At 65.0% G+C, this 24,359-nt stretch carries 17 protein-coding genes and 1 tRNA gene; 6 read left to right on the top strand and 12 right to left on the bottom strand.

Translation table 11 applies throughout. The features are described 5' to 3' along the window. Positions 1-23: 23 nt before the first annotated feature. Together MUB56_RS05190 and MUB56_RS25870 are read right to left on the bottom strand one after the other, a co-directional pair. Entirely contained in the window at positions 24-1,286 is a 1,263-nt protein-coding gene (locus MUB56_RS05190; protein ID WP_244930838.1) for a HipA domain-containing protein, read from the bottom strand. 7 nt (positions 1,287-1,293) lie between these two features. Continuing rightward, a complete protein-coding gene (locus tag MUB56_RS25870; protein ID WP_280637368.1) occupies positions 1,294-1,623 on the bottom strand; it encodes a helix-turn-helix transcriptional regulator in 330 nt (109 codons plus the stop codon). Between the two features lie 583 nt (positions 1,624-2,206). Between MUB56_RS25870 and MUB56_RS05175 the strand changes: the two genes are divergently transcribed. Both MUB56_RS05175 and MUB56_RS05170 read left to right on the top strand, forming a co-directional pair. Continuing rightward, positions 2,207-2,461: a helix-turn-helix domain-containing protein gene (locus tag MUB56_RS05175; RefSeq protein WP_244930837.1), complete on the top strand. Its 255-nt coding sequence runs from the start codon at positions 2,207-2,209 to the stop codon at positions 2,459-2,461. Next, complete coding sequence (locus tag MUB56_RS05170) at positions 2,458-2,670, top strand: hypothetical protein (RefSeq protein WP_244930836.1); 213 nt, start codon at positions 2,458-2,460, stop codon at positions 2,668-2,670. Before MUB56_RS05175 ends, MUB56_RS05170 begins: the two co-directional genes overlap by 4 nt. 255 nt (positions 2,671-2,925) lie before the next feature. On the opposite strand, the gene MUB56_RS05165 is transcribed toward MUB56_RS05170, so the two are convergent. From MUB56_RS05165 to MUB56_RS05145, 5 genes are all read right to left on the bottom strand, one after another. Next, entirely contained in the window at positions 2,926-4,572 is a 1,647-nt protein-coding gene (locus MUB56_RS05165; protein WP_244930835.1) for an IS1634 family transposase, read from the bottom strand. A 1,403-nt stretch (positions 4,573-5,975) separates the two neighbouring features. Next, on the bottom strand, positions 5,976-6,755 hold the full coding sequence (locus MUB56_RS05160; protein WP_244930834.1) for a GAF domain-containing protein: 780 nt from the start codon (positions 6,753-6,755) through the stop codon (positions 5,976-5,978). Further along, positions 6,755-7,582, bottom strand: a complete 828-nt coding sequence (locus tag MUB56_RS05155; RefSeq protein ID WP_244930833.1) for a class I SAM-dependent methyltransferase — start codon at positions 7,580-7,582, stop codon at positions 6,755-6,757. The genes MUB56_RS05160 and MUB56_RS05155 overlap by 1 nt, the downstream gene beginning before the upstream one ends. A 755-nt stretch (positions 7,583-8,337) precedes the next feature. Next, positions 8,338-9,033 carry a TIGR02391 family protein gene (locus MUB56_RS05150; RefSeq protein WP_244930832.1) on the bottom strand — a complete coding sequence of 232 codons (696 nt, stop codon included), beginning with the start codon at positions 9,031-9,033 and terminating at the stop codon, positions 8,338-8,340. After that, positions 9,033-10,490 (bottom strand): DUF4041 domain-containing protein, encoded by a 1,458-nt coding sequence (locus MUB56_RS05145; RefSeq protein ID WP_244930831.1) that lies wholly within the window; start codon positions 10,488-10,490, stop codon positions 9,033-9,035. The genes MUB56_RS05150 and MUB56_RS05145 overlap by 1 nt, the downstream gene beginning before the upstream one ends. 707 nt (positions 10,491-11,197) lie before the next feature. Here MUB56_RS05145 and MUB56_RS05140 point away from each other — a divergent pair. Then, on the top strand, positions 11,198-11,875 hold the full coding sequence (locus MUB56_RS05140; RefSeq protein WP_244930830.1) for a hypothetical protein: 678 nt from the start codon (positions 11,198-11,200) through the stop codon (positions 11,873-11,875). Here the strand turns inward: MUB56_RS05140 and MUB56_RS05135 are convergent. Both MUB56_RS05135 and MUB56_RS05130 read right to left on the bottom strand, forming a co-directional pair. Then, a complete protein-coding gene (locus MUB56_RS05135; protein WP_244930829.1) occupies positions 11,872-13,542 on the bottom strand; it encodes a reverse transcriptase domain-containing protein in 1,671 nt (556 codons plus the stop codon). The genes MUB56_RS05140 and MUB56_RS05135 overlap by 4 nt on opposite strands. Before the next feature lie 707 nt (positions 13,543-14,249). Next, positions 14,250-15,488 (bottom strand): IS256 family transposase, encoded by a 1,239-nt coding sequence (locus tag MUB56_RS05130; RefSeq protein WP_244928844.1) that lies wholly within the window; start codon positions 15,486-15,488, stop codon positions 14,250-14,252. A 795-nt stretch (positions 15,489-16,283) separates the two neighbouring features. Between MUB56_RS05130 and MUB56_RS05125 the strand changes: the two genes are divergently transcribed. Both MUB56_RS05125 and MUB56_RS05120 read left to right on the top strand, forming a co-directional pair. Then, entirely contained in the window at positions 16,284-16,532 is a 249-nt protein-coding gene (locus MUB56_RS05125) for a helix-turn-helix domain-containing protein (RefSeq protein ID WP_244930828.1), read from the top strand. Further along, positions 16,529-18,049 carry a site-specific integrase gene (locus MUB56_RS05120; protein ID WP_244930827.1) on the top strand — a complete coding sequence of 507 codons (1,521 nt, stop codon included), beginning with the start codon at positions 16,529-16,531 and terminating at the stop codon, positions 18,047-18,049. Before MUB56_RS05125 ends, MUB56_RS05120 begins: the two co-directional genes overlap by 4 nt. A gap of 53 nt (positions 18,050-18,102) precedes the next feature. Here MUB56_RS05120 and MUB56_RS05115 read toward each other — a convergent pair whose 3' ends face one another. The 3 genes from MUB56_RS05115 to MUB56_RS05105 all read right to left on the bottom strand — a co-directional run bounded on the left by MUB56_RS05115 (position 18,103) and on the right by MUB56_RS05105 (position 22,232). Beyond that, positions 18,103-20,643: a S8 family peptidase gene (locus MUB56_RS05115; protein ID WP_244930826.1), complete on the bottom strand. Its 2,541-nt coding sequence runs from the start codon at positions 20,641-20,643 to the stop codon at positions 18,103-18,105. Continuing rightward, positions 20,636-21,565, bottom strand: coding sequence for an ATP-binding protein (locus MUB56_RS05110; protein ID WP_244930825.1), 930 nt, complete (start codon positions 21,563-21,565; stop codon positions 20,636-20,638). The genes MUB56_RS05115 and MUB56_RS05110 overlap by 8 nt, the downstream gene beginning before the upstream one ends. A 594-nt stretch (positions 21,566-22,159) precedes the next feature. Then, a tRNA-Arg gene (locus tag MUB56_RS05105) sits at positions 22,160-22,232 on the bottom strand. Between the two features lie 180 nt (positions 22,233-22,412). Here MUB56_RS05105 and MUB56_RS05100 point away from each other — a divergent pair. Beyond that, positions 22,413-24,254, top strand: a complete 1,842-nt coding sequence (locus MUB56_RS05100; protein WP_244930824.1) for a phosphoenolpyruvate carboxykinase (GTP) — start codon at positions 22,413-22,415, stop codon at positions 24,252-24,254. Positions 24,255-24,359: the final 105 nt, after the last annotated feature.

The following is a 24,359-nucleotide window of genomic DNA, read 5'->3' as shown; positions in this document are numbered from 1 at the left end:
CCCCCTCCCCCCCGGCGATGCACCTATTCGTAGACGTAGTCGTTGAGGATCTGCCGCTTCCACAGTCGCTGCTTGTCTTGGAAGGTCAGGCGGCACTCGTCGGCGGCGTCGGCCCATTGCGAAGTGATGACCTCGAGTTGTGAGTCGATAATGTCGGTGGCCTCCTGGCGGGTCAGCAGGTACACGTCGCTTGCGTCACGACACACGGCAAGACGGCTCTCTCGTTCGCCGTTGCGTCCGATCGCCATCGCTTGATTGGCCTCCGTGCCGCTGCGTGGTTGAGGGCACAGGTCGTAGGCCGGTGTCAGATTGAGCGACTCCCCGTTCCAGAACGCCGCATGGTTGCGAGCATGGTCGTCGGTGTTGCCGACGAGGACGTTGAACACGATGCGGGCGAACAGCTCGCGCAAAGTCGCCGCGGCGCTATCGAACCGTCGCCGAACGAGGTCGGCGAGGTCGTAGTAGGTGGCGTAGCGCCCCATCATCTCGTCGAGCCCCAGCATCGTGAGAGCAGAAACGACCAGCCGGCGTTCGCCCTCGTTTGGAGTCCGATCGAAGCGTTCGACGAGCAGAACGTCGCGCCCCATGGACGTGGTGACTTCGGTGGGCGCCACGTCCAGACCGCAGCGTCGAGCAAGGTTCATCGCCACGCCCTCGGCCTTGACCACGGGGTAGGTGTCGGTGGTCGAGGAGAGCTTGGCAATGAGCTTGCGGCCGTTGTGGTCGAGCAACACTTTCGGGCGCGCGCCGCCGATGGAGGTCCCGCGCAACAACACTTCCGCGAGTTCCGCTGGGAGTTCGCCGCCAGCTTGCAGGGTGTCGGCCGCCTGCTGCATCTGAGCCAGTGAGGCGTGGCCGGTGCGGGCGACGTACTCGGTCGCACTGAGTTGAAAGTCCAGAGCGCCAATGCGATCCGAGCCTGATTCGAGCAAGTACGTCAGCAAGCTCGGATCGGCAGTGTCGCTGTCGCGGTCCAGGTGCCCGAAGTGACGAGCCAGGATGATCCGTTGCCCCCAGGAGTCGGGGCCGGCGTCCTTGATACAGCCCGGGGCGCTCAGACCTGCACCGGGTCGAATGGAACCTCGTTGCAGTGGAAGCTCCGGCAGGTAGAGCGCGATCGCGTCGTCCCGCGACAGGTAGCTGTGACCGTAGGTGAAGGTGACGATCTCTCCCTGCTCGTCCAGACGTCCGGCGACGACCGGAGCAGTTCGCCCGGGCAGCCAGACCCAGACGAAGGCGCTGCTCGGCCGCTCGCCCGACGGACGCGAGCTGGTTGAGCCCAGCACCTGAGCTCTAGAAGTCATCGTCGACGTCTGTGTGCGTGTGCCGCACACTGGCCGGCAGAAGCGCAAGCCGGTCTCGTCCGCGTTCGATGTGGCGCTCTACCTCCTCAGGAGTGCCGAAGAGGTCGATGCCGAGCGTGGTCGCAATCTCGAAGGCCGTGCCGATCGACACGCTCAGCGCGCCCTTCTCGACTGAGCGAACTGTCACGTGGGAGACGCCGACTCGCTCAGCGAGTTCGGCTACGGACCAGCGGCGAGCACGACGTGCCCGTGCGACTTCGAGCCCGAGCAGACGAGCAGCGTCTCGCGTGGGGGGTGAGTAGGTTCGAGCGCGGGCCATCAGAGCTTCCTTAGGACATGAGGGTGCCGACGCCCGTGGCGTCAGAGCCCGGACTGCGTTTAAACAATATTAGCGCCGAACTGCTTCAGCGAAAATATCGTTTAACCGCCTGCGCCACCGGACCCGCTTGACGTCAGGCGTGAGGCCGGTTCCGAGGTCGGCAGGCGTGCCGCTCCGCCGGTGTTCGCAGCCCGTCGCTCCTCGTACGCCGCACGGCGGCAGCGCAGGGAGCACCAGATCCTGGGCCGACCATCCCGCGAGGTTGGCAACGGCTGGTCGCAGCGCAGACACCGCTCACACGGCGAGAGCTTCTCGGACATCAGGCCAGTCAGCGTCAAAGGCTGACCCGGCGCCCGCCAACGGTCGAGTCCTGTGGATAAGCACCCAGCTTTCCACTGGTGGGCGCCTCACCACCGCCTCACCACTCACGTGGGCGACCCTCACCACCATGCGGGACCTCGCTCACCACTCCCTTCCCGGCCGATTTACAGGCCCACGTGTGGCTTCTGGAAGTTGCCGGGGTCCCCAGCAGCTCGCGCCCTGCCCGGCGTCAGTCCAGCGACTCGACCCCGTGGAGGACCCCATGACCAGCTCCAGCTACTCGATCGCGCCCCACCCCGACAGCACTCTCGCGACGACCGGCGCCGTACCGGACGAGCCGCTCATCGACATGCGAGCCCTGGCCGCCTGGCTCTCCGTGAGCGAGTCGACCGTCCGCAAGTGGACCGCGAAGGGTCCTGGTACCGGTTTGGTCCCGACCTTCATTCGCGTCAACGGTCAGATCCGGTTCCGCCCCTCCGACGTCCGCGACTTCCTGGTCGCCAAGCAGGTTCAGTGACGGTTTGGGGCGTCTACGCCATCCAGGGACGAACACCCGATGGCCGGACGGTCGCCGAGAACGACAAGGCCGCCGCTCGCTGGTTCGTCCGCTGGCGGGTCGACGAAGTCCTGAAGAAGCGCACCTTCCCCACCAAGGGGTCCGGCATCAGCATCTACCTCGCCTCCGACTGGGCCGGCCACAGCACCGACGTTGCCGAGCTCTGCTAGGCGGGACGAGCCGACACGACCTACACCAAAGAGGTCGAGCTCCTGACTCGGCGGCCTCGCCGATCAGACCTGGGTCGGTAGCCCTATGCGCCCAGAATGGGGCTCCGAGAACCTGCGATGACAGCACCCGAAAGAGCGGCGGGTCCTCCGGGCGGGCGGCCGCGAAGGTGACGACTCGGTGGCCCGGTGCAGGCGGACTACAGGAGGGAGTCGTCCGCGATGATCCGCAGCGCACCTGGAGTTGGGCCAAGCGGCTTAGTGCCTTGCAGTCGGCGTTCGGAGCGCGTTGAGGAGTTCTTCTTCTTCGGGGCTGAGTCCGGGCGGGATGGTCGTGGTGGTGCCGTTGATCGCGAGGGTGGCTGAGCGCAGCGGCCTGAGGATCCGCAGGACTCGTCGTAGTGACAGGCCGCTGCGGTTCTGGACCTCGCGGCTGACGGCGAGGGCGGCGAACACGATGGTGAGGTGGGCCTCGATGGCGTCGCGTGTTCGGGCGAAGATCGGCCTGGCTCGTAGGTCGGTCTTGGACATCCGGAAGGACTGCTCGACGGTCCACAGGTCGTGGTAGCTGGCGATGACCTCGCCGGCGGGCATGAGGTCGGCGGGGATGTTGGTGACGTAGCCCTTCAACCCGACTAGCCGCCGCGCCCGAGCGAGGGACGCGTCATCGAGGACATGTCCGCTGCTGTTGTTCTTCACGAATCGTGGCGTGCGAGCGGTCTTCTCCCCAGCGACCACAGCCTTGGCGCGGTTCTCCTGCAGGGTCAGGGTCTTGTTGTCACGCACCGCTCGCTTGGTCGAGTAGGCCCACACCGCCCGCCACGACCCGGCGTGCTCCTCTGGTTTCCAGACTGGTTCTGCCTTCACCATCGGATCGTTCTCGACCTTGTGCCCGGTACGTGGGGTGATCGTCTCGATGAGCTGGCTGTCGCTGAATGCGTCGCCGTGCCAGCGGAAGTGGGACTCCAGGTCTTTGGGCGCCTTGGTCACCCGGGAGCCGACGATGAACCGCAGGTTCGCCTCGTCCAGATCGCGCAGGTTGGTCGACGACAGCATCCCGGCGTCCGCGACCACGACCATGTCCGCGAGGCCGTGGCGGGCTTGGAACTGCTTCACGATCGGAACGATCGTCAGGGTCTCGGCCTTGTTGCCTTCGTAGCAGCCGATCTCGAGGGGGAACCCGCGTCGGTCGACCAGCAGCCCCACAACGATCTGCGGGTCGACGCGTCGCTCCTTGGAGAAGCCGACCTTCCGGAGATCGTCCTCCTTCTCTGCCTCGAAGTAGAGCGTGGTGACGTCGTAGAGCACGAGGCTCACGTCGCCGTGGGTGACGGCGTGGGTGAAGCACGCGGACGCAATCTGGTCCCGATAGGACCCGGCATGGCAGCGGCGTAGGGACCGCTTCCGAGTCGAGTGGCTTGCTGATCGTCGACCCATCTCGGCCAGCACCCGGTCGACGTCGAGCAGGCTGGTCGGCTCCACGATCCGTGCGATCACCAGGTCGCGGAAGACCTCATCGGCCACGATGTCGAACCCGAGGCTGGAGTAGACCGCGGCGAGCGCGTCGTAGAGCAGCCCCGACGATGTCCTCAGCACCCGCGTCCGTGCCACCGCCGGCATGGGTGTTACGGCGGCCGCGCTGGGAGACGGGAACAGCCCTACCGGCTCTGCCTGGGCCGGGGCGATCATCGCGGCCCTCGGGACTGACGGCGTGATCCCGAGATCCAGCAGGCCCTGCTGATCGTCTTCGAGCAGCCGCCGGGCATCGTCCATCAGCAGACCGAGTTCGACCTCATCACGTGCCGAGCCGACATGCCGCACGATCCGACGACGACCATCGACCGACTCCGCGATCTGCACTGCTGTGGCGCCCGACGCGGTGCGAACGCGTCGGATCCAGGCCACCGGCCGATCCTAACCGCTCGAATTAGTGCCTTAGCTACGCACTAAGTTGCTCCATCATCGCAGGTCAGCGCGATCTGACCCGCCAAATCCCCAGCAGGGACCCAAGTCAGGCCTGAAGAAGCGCACCTTCCCCACCAAGGGGTCCGGCATCAGCATCTACCTCGCCTCCGACTGGGCCGGCCACAGCACCGACGTTGCCGAGCTCTGCTAGGCGGGACGAGCCGACACGACCTACACCAAAGAGGTCGAGCTCCTGACTCGGCGGCCTCGCCGATCAGACCTGGGTCGGTAGCCCTATGCGCCCAGAATGGGGCTCCGAGAACCTGCGATGACAGCACCCGAAAGAGCGGCGGGTCCTCCGGGCGGGCGGCCGCGAAGGTGACGACTCGGTGGCCCGGTGCAGGCGGACTACAGGAGGGAGTCGTCCGCGATGATCCGCAGCGCATCGAACGTCCCGCGCTGGTGTGTGCGCTTTCCGTTTCCCGCGACCAGGGTGAAACGAAACTGGGACGACCAAGACGAGTTCGGTGTGAGACCACCACGGAGCCGACTGTCATAGGCGCGGGCAGAGGGCAATGCGTCGGCATACCACGACACCGCAGCGTGGGCTTCCAGGCGGAACGGCAGCGTGGGGCCACTGACGTCCTGGACGGGGAGCAAGGGCGACCGCTCGCCGTACGGCGTGACCCAGAAGGTTTGGACGGAGATGGCCGCCCGCCCGGCGTTGCTGACCGTAAGCAGTACGGCCGAACCGTCTGCGAAGGGGTTGTCCTCAGCGTCCTTAGCGACCGGCACCGCGCGAAGCCGAAGGCTGGGCCCACCCGCCCGGAATGCTAACCCCGACACAAGCAGCGACCCCGACGACAGACCGAGCGCCGCGTAACTGATCCACCCAGGAGCGCTCGACATGACCGAGAGGCTAACGGGGGCGGGGAGGTCGCGGGCCAATTTATCGCAGGGTCGAGGTCCCGAAGTGCGCGTCCTAGATCTCCAAAGCCTTCGAGCGATCTCGGGCAGTCCCCTCAGCCGGAGCGGCTCCCACTGGATGGTCACCGGGATCGCGAAGGTCGCTGGAATCCACGCACATCACCAACTCGGCGGGCGAGTCGCAGGAGGTGCCGCGCGTGAGCCGCCCCGAACTGGCTCGTGCCACTCGACCGCGGAATGGCGAATGCGTCGGTGTCTGTTGGGGTTGCCGCGGGCGCGGTCGTAGCGCTCTGTCGTGCGCCGGTCGGCGTTCCGGGCCACCTGAGCGTCGCGGGGTGGAACGCCCGCGTCGACGCGTTGGCGATGGCGACGTGCCGTAGCGAATTGCGGACTTCGCGGCCCGGCATCCGCGCACTTCACTGCAAGGCCTCTGGCCTAACCCTTCGCCTTGGCGTGTTTCACTTGGGAAACCTAGGCTAAAGAATTCTCGCGACGCGGAGCAAACGAAGTACATCTTGGCCCGTTCGCTCCAGTTCAACGAGATCTGCCGCAACCGGAAAGACCTGCGGCTCAGTCGAGAAGAAGTACAATACACCGACGATCTGCTTTTCATCCCGAAGCGGGGAGGCCAAGTATGAGCGCGCACTGGTGGTGTGACGCTGAACCTCGTCGGAAGAAAAACCAAACTCAGAAACCATTCGGTGGTCATATTCCGAACGATCGCGAAAGTTCACCCAAACGATATCATTGAGTCGAAGGCATCGCCCCACCAGTCCGACCGCAGGGTTGAGAACCCGCCACCTCCGCCCACCAAGCGACTTTCTCGTGTACGCGGAGACCTGGATAAGCGACGGAACAGCTCCGGAATCCGAATCTGGGAGAACGTCCACGCGCAGATGGAGAGTCGAACTTATTTTTGATGGATCGCAACCACGAAACCCGCGTACGCAATTATTCAGTGAATCGACGATCGCATCGTGAATATTCGTCGTGGTGAGCTTCTGCTGCAAGCGGTCCAGGAGTGCAGCACTTTCCGGCGGAAATCTCTTGTCCAGAAGCAGGTCTGTAACAGCGAACTCGGCGACGGTCGCCAGCGCAAGCACCACAGCGGGGATCACCGCCCACAAGTATTCATTTTCCTGCACCAGTACGGAGAAGGCATACGCACCCAGCGCGCCGGCGAGGATAGCAACGAAACGAGCGTAAACCCTATAGCGTTGGCGTCGAGGCAAATCGCCGAGAATCGATGGTGGCATTACACGGCCCGAGCCTCAAAAAGGTCCAGTATCGGCAACCGGTATGGCGACAGTCCGAGTTGCTCGGCCGGAGAAGTAACATCTGCAGAAACTGGCTGGACGCCTTCCGGAAGGCTATACGAACTGATCTTAATGCTTGTCGGATCGAAACCTGCGGCCTCGAGCATGAGTTTCAACTGAGATACAGAGTAGAGCGCCGAGGGAACTTTTGCGATGCTTCCAGTACGGAGCATAAATCGCGTCTCCATCTGGTCGACATCCAATTTCCCCCTGAGAGCCCGACCCCAAACTTCGCTCGGCGTTGTTCCCAATAGCACGCCTCCCGACGTCAGTACGCGCCGAGCTTCGCTCAAGAAATTGAGCCCCAAGAATGGATCACATAGGAAGGCCAAGACAACGCTAAATTCGCCATCAGGAAACGGTAGGCTCTCGGCATCGTTCAACACACGCACTAGCGACGCCTCGCGCGGCTGGAGACGCAACATTGCGGCAGAGTTGTCCAATTGAACGATGCGATTCGAGTCGATGTTTAAGAACTCATTGGCGCGACCGCGACCAGCCCCGACCTCTAGCACCTTCCCCGTCGGCAAGTCATGCTGGAGAGTGGCGACAGCATCGATCGTTGTCGCGTCGAAATTCCGCGACGTCTTATGGGCGGCGTCGTAGTATTCGCCTGCAAGTGCATCATAGGGCTTCGCGTCCACATGCCCAGTATGAAGCAACAGAGTCTCCCCAGGTACATCCGGTCGCGATACGGCCGCCGGGTCAGCTCGACGGTCGGTGGCCGTGAACACCGCAAGGCCCACCCTGCCGATGAACACGCTCATTCGCCAGATCCAATCGCGCCAGGAAGGACGCGAAACGCGCCGGTGGTCGACGATCGTTCATGAACGAGTGGCGGGCTCATCTCTATCCCGCGCCTGCCGCGCGCGAAAACGCGCGCTCATGGCACTCGTCGTGGGCTCACGGGTGCGTCTTTGCACCGCGAATGAGCTGGCCCTAGGTGATCTATCCGCGACTGGAAGCCTTTGCCTACCGCCCCGGAAGCGGGTAGCAGACGCCGACCGACCTAGGCATGCGCGGACGGGATCGGCGCCGATCGCGACCCCCGAACACATGTTCGTCGCCCTTCGCGACCTCAGTTCAGGAGGCTGTGTCGCGGACGATCTGTGCCCACAGTGTGCCCGGAGCTGAGTTCGGCCCGATCTGGCCTGTCCCGATCGATCGTCCTCGCACGCCCAGAAATGGACAAAACCCCAGGTCAGCGCGCTGACCTGGGGTTTTGAACTGCTGTGCGCCTGTAGGGATTCGAACCCCAAACCTTCTGATCCGTAGGGAGTCCCTACCGCCTCCTGGCGATACCCCACACCACATCTGACCTGCGAAAACAGTTCCGATCAATTCCGATTGATTCAGTCGACTGTGCCCACAGTGTGCCCGGAGTGTGCCCACAGAAGGCCCGGTCTGGTGGCCGCCATCAGCTCGCGATCCGGCGGCCTGCAGGCGGACCGGATCGAGACCATCGTCGGGACCATCACCGCCCCGTTGCTGCTCCTCTACCGACGCACGTCGGGCTGACGCCTCAGCTCGATGTCGTCGTTGCGCCGTGCGTGCGGCGCATCTCGGAGATCAGCAGGCTCCCGAGTCCGATCACGTTCCACGCCAGCTGCTCAGCGTCATCACGAGTATTGATCGTGTGCCGGTGGCCGTTGCCGACCGCCTTGGCGAGGCCGACACCCAGGTCACGCCAACCCTCCATCTCGCTCGGGTCGGCTCCGAGTGAGAACGATCCGCCAGGTCGAAGGATCTCGGCGAACAGGCCCGACCCGTACAGCTTCCCGCCCTTCTTGTTCGGAGGGTCTCCGGCCGTTCGGCGGAACCAGTCCTCCACGAACGTCACAACCGTTGAAGGGATCTTGTCCCAGATGGCGCTCTCGACGAGTGGCTCGACGTGGACCCAGAGCTCGGGGTCGCAGGTCGGCATTCGCCTCGGGGACAAGCCGTCGCTGTCGATCAGGGCAACCGCGGCGTCGACGTATCCACAGAGCTCGTCGACCGGACTGGTACGTGCGAACCGGTTTGCTGCGGAGAAGGAGACCCAGTTCTCCAGCTTGTCGACGAGGTAGTGGTCCTTACCCAAGCAAGACGCCACCAGCACCGTGGCCTCGACTCGTCTGCGGTCAGCCACTCCCCCGCGGCTCGGGATGAATGCCAACTCGCTGCGCAACTCGTGGGAGAGGGTCTGCAGGCGATCTGTCACGGCACGTAGGTCCACCATCAGACCAGACTGGTGTCGGCCGTCGCACCCTGCAGTCCTTGGCGGTACTCCAGCGCCTCGGGCTCTTCGACGAACGTCATCAGCTCACCGGACAACTCGGTCAACGCGTCGCGGGCCTCGGCCGCGGTGACCTTGAAGAACTCCTTGCGGTTGTTGACGCGGTTGACGCGGCGATCGGCGAACCGCTGATGCATCTCGCGCTCGATCCGCACGGCGTTGTCGGCGAAGTACAGCGCGTGCACGTCGAAGATGAACGGCACCGAGGCGTCACCGAGCTCCTTGACCCGGTCCATCGGCTCCAGGCGACGGGTCATGCCGATCTTCAGCACGCCCTCGCCGAAGGAGCCGATGTTGGAGATCACGTACACGTGTCCGGCGGTCAGGGTCCGGGCCCGGAAGTCCACGGCCTCGATCTCGCCAATGACCCCTTCGAGCCGAGCCTGCAGGCGGGCGGCTCCCTCGGCGTCGCCCTGGGCCGCGAGCTGAGCGATCGCCTGGCGGAACTGCTGCTCCTCCTTGCGCAAGCGCTGACGCTCGCGCTCGATCTCCTGCTCGACCTTCCGCTCCTCGCGCAGCCGCTCCCGCTCCTCGCGATCGCGCTCCTTCTCCTCGGCGACCTTCTCCAGGTAATCCGCGGTCAGCTCCAGCTCGCGCCACCGGAGCTGGTGGTACGGCACCGAGACCTTGATGCTCATCGATCGGCCGAGTTTCTCGATCGTCATCGCGACCTTGTCGAGACGATCGGTGGCGGACTGGAGCTTGTACGGCTTCATCGAGCGCACCAGGTTGTCGGCCTCGGCGTTGTAGGCGCGCAGCATCAGCTTCGAGATGTCGTTGACCATCTTGCGACCCTCGGTCGCCGAGCCGTTCACGTTCCAGCTGGTCGTCGCCGAGATGGCGCCGCCGTCCTTCTTCACCATCGCCTTGATCTGGTCCTGGATCCGCGACAGTTCCGCGCGGTAGGCGACAGAGTCGTCGAGCGGGTGCTGGTAGCGGTAGATCCCCACCTCCTGCAGGATCGCGGTCTCCTCGGTCTCGACGACCATGCGCCGCGCCGCCGCCAGCTGGGACTCGATCTCCTGACGCTGACGCTGCCCGTCTACCTGAGACGCCGCGAGTTGCTCCCCGGCCGCGGCGACCTCACCCTGCAGCCGCTCCCGCTCGGCCTGCAGGTCGGCGATGTCCATCGCCCCGAGGCGAGCGAGCTCGGCGCGAAGTCGATCGATCTCGGCGTGCGCCTCGTCCAGGGCCTGGCCCTTGCCGAAGAGTTTCGGCTTCGACGCCTTGAACGACGCGGCCGGGGCGGCCGGCTGCTGAGGTTGGGGCGGCTGAACCGGTGCGAGCGCCGGGGTCGCCTGAGCCTTCGGCTTCGTGTGGCTCGTCCACTGCTGGCCGTCCCACCAACGGATGATGCTCTGGTCCTGCGGATCGTCGTACCAGCCCTGTGGCGTTGCCATGGTCTCGCGCCTCCCACTCATCCTGATGGTCTGTCAGACCATCACGCGCAACCGCGCTCTGCCCTCGGTTCCTCGAAACTCGCACCCCAGCGTTTCGCCGGGGCGCGATTCCGTGGCCGCCTCTTAGGCCACCTGTGCCGCAGCACGCCCGCGGAAGTGACAATTGAGCGGACCGTGGGCGCACACACGTCGCGCGTCCGCGCGTAGGGCACGTCAAGGTGACAACCGAACCTTCAGCAGTCCCGGTCGACCACTGGGTGCTCGAAGGTCCCGTCCGTAGTCGACCACTGAGTCGAGGAGTACAACACGACGCGGCCGCATCGCAGTTTGACCGGACAGACCCCGGCCGCATACGCCAAGATGCACACGGAAGCGACGTCCTATGACCTGGGTGGAGGTAGCCGATCAGAGTGACTACCAAAGCTGCACCTACACCAGGCGCGACCGTGCAGAGCCTGCACCATCGCCCGGCTCGGATCATCCAGAACTCATCACAAGTGCTGGACCAAATGGCCGGAGCCGGAAAATGCGAAGGTGACCGAGTATGACGCGACATTCTCGCATATCTGAGCGGAGGTAGGACAATCACTGTCATTGTTCGGATGGGGCTCCTAACGCTCGTTAGCCTCGGGATTGCCGTCCTGTTCGGGCCAGGCGGCATTGTTGGAGGGCTACTAATTGGCATAGCTGGCAGCGCAGTGATCGTTATGGCAGAAGCGGTCCCCACCGAGTTCTACCACCGCAGCATCGTGCGTCAGATGATCAGGCACCCCAACCAGTCGGTTCGGATCTCGATCTCCTACCTATTCAGGATAAGGTCATCCGGTCGCTACTTGCTGATCCAAGGAAATAGATATCCAGGCCAGTATCAGCCGATTGGCGGCGTCTACAAGTTCTTTCCTTCGGCAGCGCCAGGCTTGCGGTCCGAGTTCGCGCTTCTGGATGACGACCTGCTCCCAGTGGATCAAACGAGCGATGGAGATCTGCGCATTCGCATCCCTGGCAAGCGCCTCATCAAATTTCTAAACTGGTTCGACTCGGGCTTGGGGCGCGAATGCACACCTGAGCGAGAGTTCCACGAGGAACTGATCGCCAGCGGCTTTCTAAACGCTTCAGACTTCCCGTATTTGAACCCTCAGTACTGCGGCAGGCATCTGGAACCAATCCGCTACAGCGACTACGCGAAAAGTCCAGAACTCCTTGTCGCTGACATCTACGAGTTGATCCTCTCAGATGCGCAAGTCTCCGCCATCGAGGCGGCCGTAACGGCCCATCCTGACAAGTTGATTTGGGCGACCTCCGATCAGATTGAGCGACGGGGTGCGGTACCTGGTTCTGCTCACGTTGTTACGGTGTCGGGGCACTCAAGTTGGTTGCTCAACTAAGGGATCGGGACTCGCGCCTTCAGTGTCGCCAACGAAGGGAGCGACTTGGCGTTGGTCAAGTAGGAGGCCGATCGCGCCAGTAGTGGATCCTGAGCGCGCAGGAAACCGACAGTCACGGCGTCCAACGATCCGACGCGAGCGAGTGCCGTGGCATAACTGCGAACAAGGTAAACATCCGGAGTTGACTTCGCCGATCGTCGGATCCAAGCAATAACCCTCGGATGCCGAGATCTCGCAGCTAGGTTGGCCGCGATACCCCTGAGCTCGGCAGGCGCCGCCGCGTCCTTCATTAGCCGCACCGCATGGTCGATCCAACGGCTCGGCAAGGGGCCAGGGTGATCGAGCATGGCCGCGAAAAGGTGAAACACAAGATGTGGGTGGCGGACGTTGTCAACGTCGTCGAGGAAGTCCGAAAGCTCCGACTCCACGAGAGCTTCGTCTATGTACGGCCGAAGATACTCCGCCACAACCGATGCGGCCGGCGCGAGATCGTCGAGCCGTGACAGTACATGAGCAAGAACAGTTCGGTCGCGCAACTTGGCGAGTCGCCACAGACTGAACTTGAAATTGCGCGGGTCGAGTTCTCCCGGGGCGGATGTGGATTGCCGCAAGAGCAGGCGCAGCCTCTTTCTGGCACTGCGGAAATCTCTGGCCCCGAGGAAGTACAGCACTGCCCCGCGCCCATCCTCGCGGTCAACATTAAGAGCGTCAGGTCCGCTATGAATTGTCGTCTTGTTCGGGCTGAGGATCAGACCGCGATTGCGGCACTCCTTTTCTAGGACTCGCATGCCCTCGATGACATCAGCCTTGGTTGCACCAGTGATCCGGACGTCGTCCATGTACCGGGAGTAACCGAACCCAGCGGCAACCATAACCGAATCGACCGGAGCCAAGTACAAGTTCCCAAGTACCCGCGCAGCATCTGGGCCCTGAACTAGCCCCGCGCCCTTCAAGGGGGACCAGGCCTGCAGCATGCCCATTAGCGCTTCGCGCGAGTCCACGGGAACCGCCAAAGCCTTCAGTTCATCTTCGAGAAGATCGAACTTGATTGTGTCGAAGTATGCCGTCAGATCTGTCTTGATCATCCACGGTTCACCGTGGGTGAGGCGTCGCCGCACGTATCGAAGCCAACGCTTCCATTGATTCGTCCCCCGACGCGTGAAAAACTTGCCCCCTGCGGCAAGGCGTGCGGAGTACACGCGATTCGACAGGGACTTGTCGATAGCGCCTGCAAAAGTCGCAACAACCGCATGGAAGGCGACGCGCTCTTCGAGGGATATCAGTCGACCTGGTCGAGTGAAGAAGGACGTCTTGGGCACCTCAACATCGCGAGGAGGCCCCCAGGTACCCGAACGAATACGTGACCGTGCGCCTGCTACGACAGACCCGATGTCGGCCAGTTGGTCTTCGTGGCGAAGTAGATCAGGGACCCACTCCTCGATTAGGTCGAGCGATCTCACATGAGCGAGCGCAGCGTTTAGATTGACCCGGCGACTCAGCCCCACATATCGCCGAGACCCAGCAAGAGCTGGCACGGCAGCCTCGTCGATCAGCCACCGGCCACGATGCTTCGCGGCCGGAAGCGTGCCGTTTCTACATCTCAATCGCAACTCATTGGCCGTCACGCCGGATCGGTGGGCGAACTCGGTGACGGTGAGGTACGCCACCGAGATCACCCCTGTTCGACTACGAGTGCTTCACGAAAACGAATCCGGGCAAGGCTATTGGATCGGTGCTGCAAATTGGTCCGGAACCGACCAGGTGCAGTCGAGACCTGGGGCAGGAGGTCGGGTGGGCATCATCGTGCGGGCAACCTGAAGCGCCCCAGGTACTTCGCCGCTTCTGTAGGGGTGCGGCTCTTGGTTGAGAGTCGCGTGGCGGGCTCGCTCGACCACCGCTGGGGTCATCAGTCCAAGGGTGCCGTGCAGGCACCTGTTGTGTACCAGTTGACCCATCCGGCGGTCGCGGACTCGACGTCACCGATCGTTCGCAGCGGCTCGACGACGACCGTGGTGCTCACGCACTCGGTCTTGTTGCCGCGATCCGCGCGCTTGCAACTGTGTCTCAGCCTGCGATGCCCAACCGTGCCCCATTGGCTCTGCGGGCAGTCCCAGCGATACCGCTCGGCGCTCGGGCGGACCACGAGCCCGCGGGACCACGGGCCAGCGGCACGCATGCTAGAGACATCCGTCCAGCACGAGCCTGCGTTGCCGACGCCAGCCCGAATTGCCTGCTCAGCACCAGGTGTTCCGACATGGTGATCTCGACCCACACACCTCATGCACCACAGGCCGGGTAGCGTCCGTACGAAAGTCCGGCGCAGCGCGGAGACAGAGCCCCGCGGGGTGGTGGGCTTTGAGGTGATCCTCGGTGCCTACGCGTCGCTGCTCTCGATGGCGGCGATTGGTTCAGTATCGCTGGTGGCGTAGAGCTTGGCCATGGATCCTTCGGAGAGGTAGCGGCGGTCCCCGGCGATCCACTCGTCGTGCATGTCGATCAGCACCGCGCCTACCAGCCTGATCACCGCCGCGGCGTTGGGGAAGATGCCCACGACCCGGGCGCGGCGCTTGATCTCCTTGTTGACCCGCTCGAGCGGGTTGGTCGACCAGATCTTGCGCCAGTGCTCGCGTGGGAATGCGGTGAAGGCGAGGACCTCGGGCTTCGCGTCGTCCATCAGTGGCCCGAGTTTGGGGAAGCGGGCGGCGAGCTCGTCGCGGGTCTTGTCCCACGCCACGTGGACGTCCTCGGCGGTGGGCTGGGCGAAGATCATCCGGAACGCAGCTGCAACGTAGTCGGCCTGGCCTTTGGGGACGTGGGCCAGGAGGTTGCGGGCGAAGTGGACCCGGCACCGTTGGTGCGCGACGCCCTGGAACGCGCGCTTCAACGCCTTGACGAGGCCGGAGTGTTGATCTGAGATCACCAGCTTCACGCCGGCCAGTCCGCGTTGTTTGAGGCTGAGCAGGAAGCTGCGCCAGAAGACCTCGTCCTCGCTGTCACCAACGTCCAGGCCGAGGATCTCCCGTTCACCGGTTGCGGTGACACCCGTCGCGACGACCACCGCCATCGACACGACCTGGCCACCTTTGCCAGGTGCGTTGCGGACGTGGAGGTAGGTCGCGTCGAGATAGATGTAGGGGAACTCGACGTGGTCCAGGGTGCGGGTGCGGAACGCGCCGACGGTCTCATCCAGGCCGGTGCAGATCCGGGAGACCTCGGACTTGGAGACACCCGTGCCGCCCATCGCTTCGACAAGGTCGTCGACGCTGCGAGTCGAGATCCCGTGGACGTAGGCCTCCATCACCACCGCGTAGAGCGCCTGATCGATCCGACGACGGGGCTCGAGGATGATCGGGAAGAACGAGCCCTTCCGCAGCTTGGGGATCCGCAGCTCGACGTCGCCGGCCTTGGTGGTCAGCACCCGCGGCCGGTGGCCGTTGCGCTCGGTGACACGGTCCTCGGTGCGCTCATAGGGTGCGGCGCCGACGCGTTCGATCGCCTCGAGCTCGATCAGCTCCTGCAACGCGACCCGGACCGAATCACGGATCAGGTCGACGCCATCACCGGCACGGAACGCGTCGAGGAGTTCGGACAGGGCAGACTGGGGCAAGGCCATCGGTGGACCTCTTTCGGTGAGTGCTTGGCCGTACACACCGAAGATCCCGCCGATGGCCGTCTACGTGCTGACGCCCCGCCGCTGGTCCCTCAAACCCCACCACTCCCGGGGACTCTTACAGCGCGGACCACCCTTAGCCGGCGAGCTCCGCGACGCTTGATCAGTACCGGCGAGGCGGCGGAGTCAACGCCTCCAACAGGCGAGCCAGCGGGCGGAGCGTCGGATCCCAACGCGGGTCAGAGGTGAGCTCCCCGCGTCCCGCCGAAACGGCCAGGGCGTCAACCACCCGCCGGCACGCCGTCGAGGATGCGACCACCGCCGCGACGCAGTCGTCGAGGTCGTGGCGCGGGGCCTCCGACTGCACCTCGACGACCCTGACCGCGATGGCGCCGCTCGCCGCCGCCCGGCGCTCCTCGTATGCCGCCCGACGGCACCGCTGGGAGCACCATATCCTCGGTCGCCCACCCCGGGAGAGCGGCAGCGGGTGGTTGCAGCGCAGACAGCGCCCCGATGGCGACGGCTTGACGGACATGAGCCCAGTCAGCGCCAGTGGCCTACAGGTGCACACCGACCGACTCGTCCCTGTGGATAGCCAGCCGACTATCCACTGATGAGCGGCTCACCACCGCCTCACCACTCGGGTAGGCGACGCTCACCACCATGCGGGTCCTCGCTCACCACTCGCTCTTCGGCCGATCCGTGGCCCTCCGTGGGGCTTCTGGAGGGTGCCGGGCTCCCCAGCAGCTCGCGCTCTGCCCGGCGTCAGTCCAGCGACTCGACCCCGTGGAGGAAGCCATGACCAGCTACTCGATCGCGACTCACCCCGACAGCACTCTCGCGACGACCGGCGCCGTACCGGACGAGCCGCTCATCGACATGCGAGCCCTGGCCGCCTGGCTCTCCGTGAGCGAGTCGACCGTCCGCAAGTGGACCGCGAAGGGTCCTGGTACCGGTTTGGTCCCGACCTTCATTCGCGTCAACGGTCAGATCCGGTTCCGCCCCTCCGACGTCCGCGACTTCCTGGTCGCCAAGCAGGTTCAGTGACGGTTTGGGGCGTCTACGCCATCCAGGGACGAACACCCGACGGCCGGACGGTCGCCGAGAACGACAAGGCCGCCGCCCGCTGGTTCGTCCGCTGGCGGGTTAACGAGGTCCTGAAGAAGCGCACCTTCCGCACCAAGGGGTACGCCCGCACGTTCCGCTACCAGCTCCTACGCGCGAAGCTCATGGGCTGGGACGCCGACGACCGCGGCTGGCCCGTCGACCCGACCCTCAGCTCGGCATCCCAAGACCACCGCGCCTCCCCCGAGGCCGCGCCGGCCACGACGAGTCCATCGACCCGGAGCTTCGCGTCGTACTGCGACGACGTGTGGTGGCCGATCATGGGCCCGACCTTCGGCGACAAGAACATGCTGGGCCACCGACGCAACATGCGCGTCGCCATGGACCTGCTCACCTACCGGCCCGGCGACCCCCGCTGCACCCACCCGGCGGCACAGCCGGGCGCATCGATCCTCCTCTCGGACCTCACCGCCGACGACCTCCGCCTGGCCCTCGTCGCGCGCCGATCCGTGAACGACCGCACCCGCGCCGCCAACGACCGCCACCTCACTACGGCCATCGCCCGAGGCGAGACCGACATCTCGCTCCGACCGATCCACGCGTCCGCCGCCACCGTCCGCGCCTTCTTCGTGACGCTGTCGATGATCGTGAAGGCCGCCATGCAGAGCGGCCACACCGTCGGCGATCCTCTTGCCGGCGTTGCCAAGCTCGCCCCGGCCCCGAAGCCCACCAGGGTGACCACCCGGCTCGTCCCCTCCATCGACGAGGTCTTCGACCTCGCCGACGCCATCGCCACCCTCGGTCCCGTCGTGGACGGTCACCCAACAGGTGAACGCTTCCGAGCCCTCGTCCTCGCCGCCGGCACCCTCGCCGCCCGACCCGGCGAGCTCGTCGCCCATCGACCAGAGCTCATCGCCTTCGGCACCGCGACCGAACCGACCGTCGTCACCTTCGAGGAGACCGAGGCCGCGGTCTACGACCGCGAGACCGCCCTCCGCGGCCGACGTACCCGCAACCTGAAGCACCGCGAAGCCGGCGACACCCGCCAGGTCCCCGCAATCCCCGAGACCGCCGGCGCCCTCCGCATCCACCTCGAGCGCGGGTACGACGGCCACGACCGCACCTTCACCAGCCCCTCCGGACGCGCTCGGCTCTCCTGGGGCAACATCACCGAGCCCTACTGGCGGGCAGCCTGCGAACGCATCTTCGCCGGTAGCTCAAGACCGGCGCTCGTCGGCATGCCGCCCAAGACACTCCGCAAGGCCGCCATCACCCACTGGCTCGACGCCGGCATCAGCATCTACCTCGCCTCCGACTGGGCCGGCCACAGCACTGACGTTGCCGAGCTCTACTACGCGGGACGAGCCGACGACCTACGCCAAAGAGGTCGAGCTCCTGACCCGGCGGCCTCGCCAATCAGATCGGGGTCGGTAGCCCTATGCGTAGCCCAGAATGACTCAGCCGGCCAGCGGCATGGGTGGACTTATCGTCGCCAGTGACTGGCTAACCAGGCGGCGCAGATCCGTCGGACGATGAGCCGCAACGAAATGAGCTACTCGATCACGATCGGGGTCGGAATCTGGAGAGTGTTCGCAACGGGGGTGTACAGGTCGACGTCCTGTTCGGCAGTCTTCAGGGAGACCACCAGTGCGTACCGAACCGGCTGGTCGACTCGGGCTTTGGCGGCGTTGTTCTTCCACCAGCCACCGACCGGGAAGACTGCGAGCTTTCCCGAGTGCGCAAGTTCGACGCCGGAGGTCTGCCAGATGTCCTGGTGTAGCGAACCGAGGTTGCGCTGGTTGGCGCCCACCAGCCACTTGACTTGTCCGCCCCCGGGGCGTCCACCGGCCTCTTCCGTTCGAGCGTCGTGGTTGACCCGTTGGACGAACTGCGATTCGGTTTCCAAGGGATCTTGGACTTCGAAGCGCAGGTGGTGGGAGGCGTAGCTGTAGCGGCGGCGCCATCCGCGGCGCGACGCGGTGGGCTCGACGAAGTAGGAGAGTGTGACCCGCAGGTCTACCTGGGCGTCACCTAGATCTTGAAGAACTTGTGTTGGCCAAGGCAGGTCGTGGAGACGGAACGCTGGGATCTTGAATTCGTTACCCTCGAACGGAATGAACTCATCTTGAACGACCAGAGTCACCGCCTGGTCCGTCGAATAGAGCACGCGGTCTTCCGTCGGAACTCCCCAGCCGTATCGACGCAGCACGGCTTGCTGATTCTTCTTGCCGGACTTGCCCGCCTCCTTCACGGCGGCCTTCATCACCGGGGTCCACTCTGCTCCGTGCACTACAAGCGCGCGGATAGTCTCAGGCCAATACTCCGGGTAGGTGGCCATCGCCAGCGCAGCGAGGCGCGCACCTTGAGCAGTGGCAGCACTGGTCGCGTGCGCCGACGCCAGCGCGAGATCAGTGGCATGTCCGGTGGTTCTGGTCGAGAGCACCGGCAAACCCGGTTCGAACAGCGAAGCCCCGTCGTGAAGGACGTTGCCGCCCTCCATCACGATGTCCGGCTTGATCGGCCAAGGCTTGATGCCAAACAACAAGGACGTACGGCTGTACGGGGAAAGCTCACCGTCCTTGGCGACCACGTCCCACCCCGTGTACGCAGGGTCTGTCGGCAGATCGGTGAGCTCCGTATGTGCGCCTACAGTCAGGGCATTCCAGGCCTGTCCAGGATCCAGGACCGCTGACAGATCAGACTGAACAAGGTGATCAGCAACGCACTGGTCGGTGTTTCCGGCCGAGACCACCAGCAACCGAGCCCGTTCAGGATCCGGCACGGAGAGCAGTTCAAGTTCGTCGCCGTTACGGACAACCTCAGCCCCGACCGCGAGGGCATCGACAGTTGCCGACCAGAGGGTTGGCTGACCCGGCACGTCAGCGGCGTCGGACTTGACGCTGACAGGCATGCAGAACACACGGCTCCGACTGGCGACGGTCTCGGGCATGGCGACCGCCTGGGCCGTCACGTCGCCATAGGTGATCGGGTCGTGCTGCGGTTCACCGTTCTGCGGGAAGATCCTCACGGACTCCAGGCGGTGCCGCAGCACCACGGGAGCGGATCCTGCCAGTTGTCCTTCCAGGTCGCCGAACAAGGCGATTCCGGCCATCTTGGTTCCGTGGCCGTCCCGATCGAAGCCACTGATTCCGAGCACGGTGTGCAGATCCTGCTCGGGTAGCGATTCGCCCAGCAGCACATGAGTGCGCGCCACACCGGTATCAAGATGGCAGACAGCAGGCGCAGCCTCCGGGGCCGGTTCGAGGCGCTCAAGAAGATCGTCGAGGTACTCCTGCTGCTCCTCCAGTGTCAGGTCCTCGATCGTGTCCACGAACTCAGGGCGACGGATCTCCGCCACCGGCACCGCCGTGAACGGAAGACCTTCGAGCTGAGACCAGGTGGCCTGCACCCACGTCACGTTGCGGTCGATCAATCGCAAGACGCGCGACGAAACGCCAAATCCTGCGGACTGCGCGTAGCGACGAAGGAGATCCGGGCCGTCAGTCGTGGGCCGCAGCCAGACCTCCCACCAACGCGTCCCGGCCTGCGGGGGCTGGCCGTCGGACTGCCACAAGTCGGCGAGCACACTTTGACGAATACGGGCGATGTTCGCCACCAGTTCGTTGTTCCTCGGATTGCCAGCGGAACTGGAACTCCCCAGGTAGTCCTCGAAGAGCTTCAGGAACTGGGCTCGATACTCGTCACTGACCCATACCATCGCTCGTTCCGGAAGGTCTAGGTCAGGCTGCGCCGGGAGCACCGAGAGGAGCAGCCACTGCGGACGCTTCGGCGTCTTGCGGTGCACGGACATGCGTTCTAGGCGTTCGATAGCAAGCGGATACTCGGCGCTGGTTCCTTCCAGGGTGATCACGGTTCCGAGCGCGCGAAGCTCCTCCTCGGTCAGCAGCTCGGCTCGTGCCTGATCGGCTGCATCCAGTGCTGTTCGAACCTCAACGAGGCGTTCTCCGCCATGTCCAGAGCGGCTCTCGACCGGTCGAACCTTGGGATCGCCTCCGCCGCGTCGCCGGAACTCCTCGTCTGTGGATCTGTTCTCAACTAGGAGATGGCTCAGATGCTGACGAGGTTCAGCCAAGGCTGCCCGCCCTCCGGGCCTCCAGCGAATCGCGCAGATCCTCGGGGGTGATCTGAGTGCTGCCGTTCAGGATCACGCTCTTTGCGGCCGACTCGGCTGCCCGAACGAGATCTGCATGAGACAGACCTTCCATCACCGGCGCGAGGCTCGCCCAGCGCACACCCTTCGCCAGTGTGCCCAGACGCCCACGCATCACCGCAGCCCCCTGCTTGGGGTCTGGGAGTGCGTAGTCCAACACCATGTCGAAACGCCGGAACAGCGCTCGGTCAAGGATCTGACGATGGTTGGTGGCAGCGATGATCAGGCTCTCGCTCCTGTTGTTCTCCAAGAACACCAAGAATGAGTTCAAGATCCGGCGAGCTTCGCCGACGTCGTTGCCGGTGCGGTCGCCGCCGAGCGCGTCAAACTCGTCGAACAGGTAAACCGCACGCTGCTGCTCGGCCGCGTCAAAGATCACCCGCAGTTTGCTGGCTGTCTCGCCCATGAACTTGCTCATCAGGCTGTCCAAGCGGATCGTCAGCAGGGGCATCGAAAGCTCATGAGCGAGCACTGCTGCTGTCATCGTCTTGCCCGTTCCTGGAGGGCCTTCGAACAGCAGTCGATGCACCGGCTCAAAGCCATGGCCCAAGAGGTTCTTGCGCTGGCGCTGCTCGGTCAGGATCCGTTGGATCTGGGACGCCAACCCTGGCGGCAGCACGAGTTCCTTCAGTGAAACATCGGGATGCGACGCGATGACCAGATCGGCGAGATCGCCGCGCGGCTGAGCGATCGATGTGACCTTCGGGCCAGCACTACGGGAGGACTCGACCGCCGACTTCAGGTCGGCCGCGATCTTGTGGTGCCCCTTGCGCGCCTCTTGCGCCGCTACCTGCATCGCGACTGAGTAGAAGGCGGCATCATCACCGGCAGCGTGACTGCGCACGAGAGCCTTGAAATGCTCAGCACTACCCGCCACAACACACCTCCCGCCGCATCTGTCCCCCGTAAGCGCAGTCTAGGGGCCACCACCGGCAGAAGTGGACCGAACAAGTCCTGCAGGGACGGCCGCCGGCCCGCGGCCCAGCGCCACTCAGGTCCGGCGGGGCCATCATCGGGCGGGGCCATCATCGGATCGGCAGCGGTGAGGCATATTGCAACGAACACAATCCGCACCGACCGGTGACACCTGGCTTGCGTCACACCCTCGCGAATGAGCTGGCCCACGTGATTTGGCCGCGACTCGGACCCTCTCCCTACCGCCTCGACAGCGGGAAGCAAACGCCGCCAGCCCTACGCATGCGTAGACGGGATCAGCGCGGATCCCAACGACCGATCGCTTCGCCGGACACGTACTCGTCGCCCTTCGCGACCCCGGTTCAGGAGCCCCTGTCGCCGACGATCTGTGCCCACAGTGTGCCCACAGTGTGCCCGGAGCCGAGTTCGGCCCGATCTGGCTTGTCCTGACCGACCGTCCTGACACACCCTGAAATCGACAAAACCCCAGGTCAGCGCGCTGACCTGGGGCTTCGAAGTTCTGTGCGCCTGTAGGGATTCGAACCCCAAACCTTCTGATCCGTAGTCAGATGCTCTATCCGTTGAGCTACAGGCGCCCTTCACCCACCGAGGCGAGCGACTGGACGAGGATAGCGGACCACCTCGGGCATCCTGAAATCAGCCGGACCCCACCACGGTGGAGGTCCTTGCGGACGGTGTGGGAAGGTGCCGTCACCACCCGGCGGGACAGCAGGCCCGCCGCCGACGGCAGTTCCACGAGAGGGAGCCAGGCAGAGATGGCAGATGTTGAGGCGGCCCTGACGGCAGCCGGACTGACCAACCCCCACGTCCTCGAGTACGTCCGGAAGTACGCGGACCTCACGGGCGCGGAGCGCATCGAGGTCGTCAGCGCCGCCGACGACGCCCGCCTCATCCAGGAGTGCCTGGACGCCGGCGAGCTCGAGCCGGCCGGGGAGGGTCGCTACTACTCCCGCAGCTACCACAAGGACACCGCGCGCTCCGAGGAGCGCACGATCGTGGCGACCAACGACGAGAAGGACAAGGGCGTCTACAACAACTGGCGCCCCGCCTCGGAGATGAAGCCGCTGCTGCACGACCTCATGCGCGGGGAGTCGGCCGGCAAGACCATGTACGTCATCCCGTACCTGATGTCGCCTCCCGGCAACGAGCTCGCCCCGTGGGCGGCGGGTGTCCAGCTCACCGACACCCGCACCGTCGTGCTGCACATGATCCGCATGGCCCGCGTGGGGGCGCACTTCCTCGACGGCCTCGAGGACCCCTCCCACTTCGTGCGCGCCGTCCACGTGACCGGCGACCTGGAGAACCTCGGTCAGGGCACGGCCGACGACAAGCGCTACTTCGTGACCGTCGCCGACGAGCGCACGATCCTGCACTTCGGCTCGTCGTACGGCGGCAACGCGCTGCTCGGCAAGATCGCCCACGGCCTGCGCCAGGGCGCCTACGACGGCTGGGCGTCGAAGAAGTTCCTCGCCGAGCAGTACATGCTGATCGGGATCAAGGACAAGGAGACCGGGAAGGACTACCACATCTGTGGCGGCTTCCCGAGTGCGTCGGGCAAGACCAACCTGGCGATGATGCTGGCCCCCGACGTCCTGGGCGAGCGCTACCACGTCTCGTTCTACGGCGACGACATCGCGTGGCTGTGGGTCGACGAGTCGACCGGCCGGCTGATGGGCATGAACCCCGAGTACGGCGTGTTCGGTGTCGCCAAGGACACCAACGAGGGCACGAACCCGACCGCCCTGGAGTCCATCGCCGAGGGCACCCAGGCGATCTTCACCAACATCGCCTACAACCCGCAGACCGGTGAGGTCTGGTGGGAGGGCCGCACCAAGCAGCCGCCCGCCGAGACCGCCGGCTGGCTGGACTGGACGGGCGCGCCCATCGCGGACCGCAAGGACGCGGACACCTCGCCCTGGGCCCACCCCAACAGCCGCTTCACGACGACGCTCGACAACGTCCCCAACATCGCCGCCGACTACGACGCCGCGACCGGCGTGCCGATCGACGCGATCATCTTCGGTGGCCGCACCCGCGACCGTGAGCCGTTGATCCGCGCGATCCACGACCTCGCCGAGGGCGTCTACGACGGCCTGACGCTCGGCGCCGAGGCCACCGCGGCCGCCGAGGGCAAGGAGGGCGTGCTCCGCTACGACCCCATGTCCAACCGCCCGTTCATGGCGTACGGCGAGGGCGACTACGCCCAGCACTACCTCGACGTCGTCGGCGCGGCCACGGACCAGCCGATCTTCGCCCACGTCAACTGGTTCCAGCGCGACCCGGAGGACGGTCACTTCCTGTGGCCCGGCTACCGCGACAACCTGCGCCCGCTGCTGTGGCTGCTGCAGCTGCGCAACGGCGAGGTCAAGGGCCGCCAGACCTCGGTCGGCATCATCCCGACCGAGGAGGAGCTCAACCTCGAGGGCGTCGAGATCAGCCCCGAGGACCTGCAGACGATCCTGACGATCGACAAGGTGCGCTGGCAGCAGGAGATGGAGCACCGCGCCGAGCACCTCGCGCTGTTCGACAACATGCCCGAGGCGATCTGGGAGGCCCACCGCCGCGTGGCCGCCGCCGTGGAGCGCGAGAGCGACTGACGAACAACCCCCCGACGGCCCGGATTCCCTGCCCACACAGGGGGTCCGGGCCGTCGTCGTACGCATTGAACGATCCAATGTGTGGAACCGGCGGACCGGGTTAGC

Origin of the sequence: Nocardioides sp. W7 (assembly GCF_022919075.1) — a bacterium.
Taxonomy (GTDB): domain Bacteria; phylum Actinomycetota; class Actinomycetes; order Propionibacteriales; family Nocardioidaceae; genus Nocardioides.
The sequence above is the reverse complement of the archived record's forward strand: the minus strand, read 5'-3'. Positions and strand labels throughout refer to the sequence as shown.